This window comes from Methanothermococcus sp. (assembly GCF_015523155.1).
In the GTDB taxonomy this organism is placed as follows: domain Archaea; phylum AGJL01; class Methanococci; order Methanococcales; family Methanococcaceae; genus Methanofervidicoccus.
In genome coordinates this window covers 1-7316 of the sequence record NZ_WAKW01000030.1, presented here as the reverse complement: position 1 = coordinate 7316, position 7316 = coordinate 1, and the positions used below count along the sequence as shown (strand labels likewise).

Here is a 7316-nt window from a genome sequence, read left to right as displayed (position 1 = left end):
GCTACAAAATGCGAAGCATTTTGTTTAATCTCCTCGCTTCGCTCGAAGATAAGGGAGGGGATGAAAGCCGAAAATTATTTATATAACTATTCTCACAATATTTATTGCTACCGAAAAGAAAAGGTAGCCTAGGGCTGGGAAGTGCAGTGACACCTGTGGAGACTACGGGTCGGAAGCAGGAAGCTCCGTCCGTAAGGTCGGAGTAGTTCACTATACTTTAAATTATTAATTTTTCATTATATATAGTATATATCTGAAATATATAATTTTCCATTTATTATTGTATATATCGGAGCTCCCATTACACACCACCCTTCAAATGGGGTAAATTTAGCCTTAGATTTAAAGTTCTCGCCTTTTATTGTAAATTCCTTATTTAAATCAATAATCGTTAGATTTGCTTTATTTCCCTCCCTTATTTCATTGTCGATATTGAATATTTTTGATGGATTTTCTGACAGCAGCCTTACAACATCAAATATATTAATTATCTTTTTATTTACTAAATCAAGGGTTAATGGAACAAGGGTTTCAATTCCAGGAATTCCAGAAGGGCAGCTTTTCACAGGGTTATTTTTTTCTTCATAGGTATGGGGTGCGTGGTCTGTTGCTATTACATCTATTTCTTTGTTTATTATTCCATTTATAAGTGCCTTATTGTCTTCTTTTGTTCTGAGAGGGGGATTAAATTTTCCCATTCCTTTTAAATCCTCAGCCATATCCATATTTAAAAATATATGGTGTGGTGCAACCTCTACGGTGATTTTAACATTTTTAAATTTAATTTTTGCATTAGTGATTAAACTTAATCCCTCTTTTGTAGATATATGGCAGAAATGGACATGTGGTTTTTTATCATTTAATTTATCAATTACCCCCAAATTTTTTAGAACTTCCTTCACTGCCTCAATTTCGCTTCTTTTGTCCCTTATTTTACAGTGGTTAGTCCAGTTTGTGAGCTCATATTTTTTCAAGTTTTCGGCAATTACATCCTTATGTTCAGCATGTATTGTAAATAGTTTATTTTGGTTTAAAATGTCCTTTAATTTTGAGTAGTCGCTTATAAATAAGTCCCCAACGGATTTTACCATAAAAATCTTATAGGATTTTGCATCCTTTACGGTTTCCAGATAATTATTTTCAGTAATTCCAAAGTTAAACTCGATATTTATCTTACTTTGGTTTTTCCCCTCATAATATTTTTTATAGAAGAGCTCCTTTGTAGTTGTTGGCGGGTTGCTATTTGGCATATCTATGGCATAAGCCACACCGCCATTAATGGCAGCTTCACTTCCACTGATGAAATCCTCCTTTTCAGGCTGCCCGTATCTAAAATGAACATGGGAATCAATTATTCCTCCTATAACCATTTTTCCTTTTAAATCGATTTTCTGCCAATCATTATTAATAATATTTTTACCTATTTTTTTAATTTTGCCCTCTTCAATTAAAATATCTCCTTCGATTATGCTGTTGTTTTTTACTATTTTGCAGTTTTTTAATAACATTTTTTCACCGTTATTATTTAAAAATATTAAATTTTAAAAGATAAAAATTATATTAAATAATTATAAAAAATCTAAAAAATAAAATTAAAAAAAATTATTTATCATCATGTATTTTATTATATTTTATTTATTTATGTGCAAAATAGCATATTACTTCATCATCCTTCTTTTCATCCACTCTTACAAAGCCAAATCTCTCAAACTGGACAATTTCATCAATATTTGCTATTCTAAAGTCCTTTTCTGCAAAACCAATGTGTTCTTTTGCATTTGTATCGATTACCTTTGTTTTCACTGCATCAATTACTGGAATCCAGTGTATGATTTTTGCCTTATTCTGCCTTGCTATTTTAAAGTCATCACTATGGTATTTTGCATATATTGTGCCATTTTCGATTTTATCTATGGTTATGTTGAATAATTCCATCAATCTGTACATTTTTCCAATTTTTAAATCATCGGAAACATATATATTTCTATCAAATATAAGCTCCCTTGTTCCTAAGTCTTCTCTATCAGGATGAGCCCTTAAATTTAAAACCCTATGTTTTGCACCTTCTATTACAACCTTTTTTGGGTTTTCCACAAAGAAAAACCTTCTTGCATCTTTATCTATTATATCTTTATTTGCGGCGTAGAGATTTTCCCACGAAAACTTAACATCTGCCTGCTTTATGCCTATTTCAGTCATCAATTTATATATTGCCTCTGGTTTTATACCCCTTCTTTTTAGAGCTCTAAGGGTTCCCAATCTTGGGTCATCCCATCCCCTATATTTTCCCTCTAAAATACCCGCGTGCATTTTTGAAGTGCTTAAAACAGGTCCCTCAATCTTTAAAATACCATAGTGAATATATTCTGGCATTTTCCATCCAAAGTAATCAAATATATACTTCTGCTTTTCTGTATTCACTATATGGTCTTTTCCTCTCAATACATGAGTCATGCCGAGTAAATGGTCATCAACTGGAACAGAGAAGTTCATCAATGGATATACGCAGTATTTATCTTCAGTTCTTGGATGTGGTGTTTTTTCAATTCTGAATATAGGGAAATCTCTTATTGACGGGTTTTTATGTTTTATGTCTGTTTTTAATCTAACAACTGTATTTTCCAGCTCACCATTTAACATCTTTTCCCAAAGTTCAAGGTTTCTTTCTACTCCCAAGTCCCTACATTGACACGCTATTCCATTTGCCCTGAGTTCTCTAAATTTTTCAGGGTTGCACTGACAAACATAGGCATGTCCCATTTCAATTAATTTTCTTCCATATTCATAGTATGTATCCATTCTATCGGATTGGATGACAACATTATCTATTTTTATTCCAAGCCATTCCAAATCCTCTTTTATCATGTCATAAGCTTCTGGAAGAACTCTTTTTGGGTCTGTATCTTCAAGTCTTAAAATTAATTTTCCATTGTATTTTTTTGAAAAGTAGTCGTTTAAAACTGCTGCTCTTGCATGTCCAAGATGAAGGGGTCCAGAAGGGTTTGGTGCAAATCTCATTACAACAGTATCTTTTACATTTTTTAATACGAGCTCCTTTTTTTTTCTTGATGTAGTTTTTGCCTCTAAAAATTCTGGTGCGATTTCTTCCAACTTTGCCATCTGTTCTTTCAAGGGCATTGATTCAACTTCTTTTGCTATTTCACCTACTATTTTGGAAACCTCTTTTGCTTCCTTTCTTAAATCTGGATTTTCTGCTAATATTTTTCCTATTACTGCCTTTGGATTTGCTTTTCCCTTGAATTTAATAGAATTTTGAAGAACATATTTTAAAATAGTGTCTCTCAATGTTTCACCCTTTAATTTAAAAATAAAAGAATAAAGGATTATTAAATTTTAAAATATTAATAAATTATCCATTTATAATTTTATCTAATATTATCTATTATCTATATTATTTATTTTTTTTTAAAGTATTTATATCCTGATGACAGCAAGGCAGCCCCTACTGCACCAATATACTGTGAATATGGTGGAACAACAATTTTTTTACCCAATATTTCCTCCAACGCAAGCACCATACCTTTCAAAAGACTGCTTCCTCCAACAAGTATTACTGGGTCTCTTACATCTACCTCCTGCAATTGCTGTTCATAAATCTGTTCTGCAACTGAATGAGCCGCCGCCGCCGCTACATCCTTAGGTTCTGCACCGCCTGCAAGAGCTGTGACTAAATCCTGAATACCGAAAACAATACAGTAGCTGTTCATCCTAACATTTCTCCAATTCCCCTCTGCTGCCAAGTCCCCAAGCTCCTGTATGGAAACATCCAATCTTCTTGCAGTAATCTCAAAGAACCTACCACTTGCACCTGCACAGATACCTCCCATTGTGAAGTTGTCAGGTATGGCATTGTTTAGGGATATTGCCTTATTATCCATACCTCCAATATCTATTACAGTAGCCTCTCCTTCTTGTTTATTGGCTAAAAATGCAGCACCTTTTGAATTAACTGTTAATTCCTCCTGAATAAGGTCTGCCTTAAAATGCTCTCCAAGTGTATGTCTTCCATATCCTGTGGTTCCAATTGTTTCTATATCCTCCATCTTTAAACCAGCTTCCTTTAATGCTTCATCAACAGCTTTTTGTGCTGATTCTATCACATCCTTTGTATATACCCATCCCTTTCCGATGATTTTATTATCCTCCATAATTATTGCTTTTGTTGTCGTAGAACCACTATCAAGACCTAAACTTACACCTTCCTGTTTTTTCCTACCAAGTAATGATTTTCTCTCTACAATTGTGGCAAGTGCCTCCATTCTTGTTGATAATTCTGATGCCTTTGTTCTCTCGGTGAATGAATACATAACAACGGGTAAATCAGTTTTTTTCTGTATTAATCTCCTTACTTCATTTCTGACGAGAGCTCCCTCAGCACATCTAAAACATGTTGCTATAAAAACTGCGTCTGCATCTGTGTTCCCCTCAATAATGGACATAGCTCTTGCAAACATAAGTTTTAAATTTGGAGAGGCTACTTCAAATCCTAAGTGTTCATCAACCATGTCTATATATCCCAAATCTACCTCTGGGAATACGATTTCCCCACCAACATCTTTTGCTGCTTTTTCAATTTCTGCCTGAACTCCGCTGTATTCTGGACCGCATGTCAATTCAGCTATTTTCACTGTCATTATACCACCATTATAAAAAATAAAAATTTTAAATTTTATATTCTATATAACTTTTTAAATATTTGCATAAGGACATAACATTAATATTTCGTTTTAGATTTTATAATTTATCTTATTTCTTTAATTTTAATAAATTAATTTAATTTATATATTATATATAGATGATGTTATGTATAAGAAAAATTAATTATTTAATATTTTTAATATTTTTTAAAAGTATATATTTTGTGATAAAATATGGGATATGTAAAATCCAATGGCAAATGTGAAATCGGCAGACTAGAAAAATTAAGATGTGAAATATGTTTAAATACGAGTGAGACTTCAAAAATGATAGAATATGAAGGAAAAAATATATGTGTTGAGTGCTATTATTCAATGAAATACCCCAGAAACTTTAAAAAAATGAAAAAAGAAATTGAAACCATCTTAAAAGAGAGTCAAAACAAAAAAAATAAAGATGATGATAAAAATAAAGATAAAAAACAGAATAAAAAATATGACTGTATATTGGCGTTTTCAGGTGGAAAGGATAGTGTTGTAGCGTTATATTTGCTTATAAAGGATTTCAATATACACCCATTATGTATTACGGTGGATAACAAATATATGTCAAAAGAAGCTCTTGAAAATTGCTATAATATTACCAGATATTTAAATGTCGATTGGATGGTTTTAAATAGAGATTATACTGAACTCTTTAAAAAAACCATTATGAGGGGAGAATCTCCATGTAGAAGATGTTCTAAACTTATAATGAGGGATATTTGGAGAATGGCAAAAATACTAAATATAGATAAAATAGTCACAGGACATGAACTCCCATTCGGAACCTCATCATTTAAGAAGTTGAAGGATGATATTATTATGATAAGATTACTCGCAGGCTATAAATTAACCGATGAGGATAGGCATAATATGTTGAAGGAGCTCCCGTGGAAAAATCCAAATTTGGGAGGATACACCACAAACTGTTTAGTGCTTGCACCAGCATTAAGAGAATTCTATAAAAAACATGGTTTTAGCTTTGAGTTCAATAGAGTTTGTGCAATGGTAAGATATGGACTAATGGATAGGGAAAAAGCCATGGAAGTGTTAAAATGTCCTGAGGTTCCTAAAGAGGTATATATCGAGCTCAAAAAGAGAGGGCTAAATTTAGAATTTAGATAATAAGTTATAAAAAATAAATTTACACAACGTTGATACTATGATAACATTTAAAATGAAAATTCCTGCAAACGAGAATATAGTTAAAAGCTTAAAAGTTGATGATGTATCAAACGGGTTAATTATAAAAACCACCTACAATAAAAACATAAAAAGCTTAGAATTGTTGATAAAAACAAATTCAATAGGTTCTTTAAAAAATATACTTGATGACTATTTTATCAATTATGATATGGTTAAAATATTGGTGGAATATAAAAAAATATAGGGGATATGGTGAGCTTAAAAGATATTATATCTCATTTAGAATTTGAAAACTTCGACAAAAGATATATTATAAGGGGTCTTATTGATGGTTCTTTATCGTCGTTGGGTGTTGTAATAGGAGCAAGTAGTGGAGATGTTTCTGTGATAATTGCCGCAGGAATAGGCGGAGGCGTAGCAAATGGTATTTCTAACATACTTGGGGCACTAACAGCAGAAAGGGCAATTTTAGAAGGAATAAGGTCATCTCAGGAAAAGGTTCTCTTAAAAGAGGAAGGTTCCTTAAAAACCACTTTATTTTATAAAAAGGCTCTTAATAAAACAGCAGTTAGTGGTATTGGAGATGGATTAGCTACAACATTTGGTTCAGTTATTCCAGTAATTCCATTCTTATTTTTAAGGAAGGATTTGGCAATAATTATTGCAATTATTATTACATTGGTTATATTATTTGGACTTGGAGTGTTTATAGGTAAAATATCCAAGGAGAATTTAGCAATGTCTGGGCTTAAAATGGTAGTAGGGGGAATTATAGTAGCATTAATTAGTTTTACAATTGAGAATATATTTTAAATAAAAGTGGCAGTATGAAAAATAAAGAATTACTTAAAAAATTAAAAGAAGACGCATTTAAATTCAGTATTCATGATTTAATGAATGTTAGGATATTTTTAGAAAAAGATATGCAGTATCTACCGAAGGATTATAAAGAAACCTATCTTAAAGGGCAAATTATGTATTTTATAAATACATTGAATGAAGTGCGAAAAAAGAATGAAGATGAATTGGAAGATTTTGAAATTGATGAAAATATATTAAATAAATTATATGATAGGATAAACCGCTTTAAATGTGGTATTAAAGGAGAAGACTCATTTATTAAACTGGCGAGTATTGTAGTTCCCTATTTAGTTTTTATTGCTAAAAAACCCCTTCATCCCGTTGGAATAAGATTTCCCGGAGGAAAGCATATTGTTGAAAAAAATGGAATATACTACTGTCCAGTAAAAAACAGGCAGGAAAATGAGTATTCATTATGTGAATTTTGTATATGTAAAGGAATTGAAGAAATTTAATAATTTTCGCTCATCTGCCTATATCAGTTGATGATGGTTATATATTCACAAATATATAAACATTTATCATGATGGAGAATGAGGATATTATAGGAGTTTTTCTACCAGATATATAAGTGTTATGCTTTGATTAGAGAAATCAAGGAAAGATGGC

7 protein-coding genes are annotated in these 7316 nt (G+C 31.6%); 4 read left to right on the top strand and 3 right to left on the bottom strand.

Annotated elements, in window-relative coordinates; genetic code table 11:
• Nucleotides 1-236 precede the first annotated feature (236 nt).
• From pyrC to F7B34_RS03545, 3 genes are all read right to left on the bottom strand, one after another.
• On the bottom strand, nt 237-1508 hold the full coding sequence (gene pyrC, locus F7B34_RS03555; RefSeq protein WP_292460425.1) for a dihydroorotase: 1272 nt from the start codon (nt 1506-1508) through the stop codon (nt 237-239).
• Between the two features lie 127 nt (nt 1509-1635).
• Nucleotides 1636-3306, bottom strand: a complete 1671-nt coding sequence (locus F7B34_RS03550; RefSeq protein ID WP_292460423.1) for a glutamate--tRNA ligase — start codon at nt 3304-3306, stop codon at nt 1636-1638.
• 110 nt (nt 3307-3416) lie between these two features.
• A complete protein-coding gene (locus F7B34_RS03545) occupies nt 3417-4655 on the bottom strand; it encodes a methanogenesis marker 15 protein (protein WP_292460422.1) in 1239 nt (412 codons plus the stop codon).
• Between the two features lie 237 nt (nt 4656-4892).
• Between F7B34_RS03545 and F7B34_RS03540 the strand changes: the two genes are divergently transcribed.
• Genes F7B34_RS03540 through F7B34_RS03525 form a run of 4 tightly spaced genes read left to right on the top strand, consistent with a single transcriptional unit; the run spans nt 4893 to nt 7162 of the window.
• Entirely contained in the window at nt 4893-5825 is a 933-nt protein-coding gene (locus F7B34_RS03540; protein ID WP_292460421.1) for a hypothetical protein, read from the top strand.
• A gap of 37 nt (nt 5826-5862) precedes the next feature.
• The gene (locus F7B34_RS03535) at nt 5863-6090 is read left to right on the top strand and encodes a KEOPS complex subunit Pcc1 (RefSeq protein ID WP_292460420.1); all 228 of its coding nucleotides are present in this window, start codon (nt 5863-5865) and stop codon (nt 6088-6090) included.
• 5 nt (nt 6091-6095) lie between these two features.
• Nucleotides 6096-6659 carry a TIGR00267 family protein gene (locus tag F7B34_RS03530; RefSeq protein WP_394355311.1) on the top strand — a complete coding sequence of 188 codons (564 nt, stop codon included), beginning with the start codon at nt 6096-6098 and terminating at the stop codon, nt 6657-6659.
• A 14-nt stretch (nt 6660-6673) separates the two neighbouring features.
• A complete protein-coding gene (locus tag F7B34_RS03525) occupies nt 6674-7162 on the top strand; it encodes a DUF2115 domain-containing protein (protein ID WP_292460418.1) in 489 nt (162 codons plus the stop codon).
• Nucleotides 7163-7316: the final 154 nt, after the last annotated feature.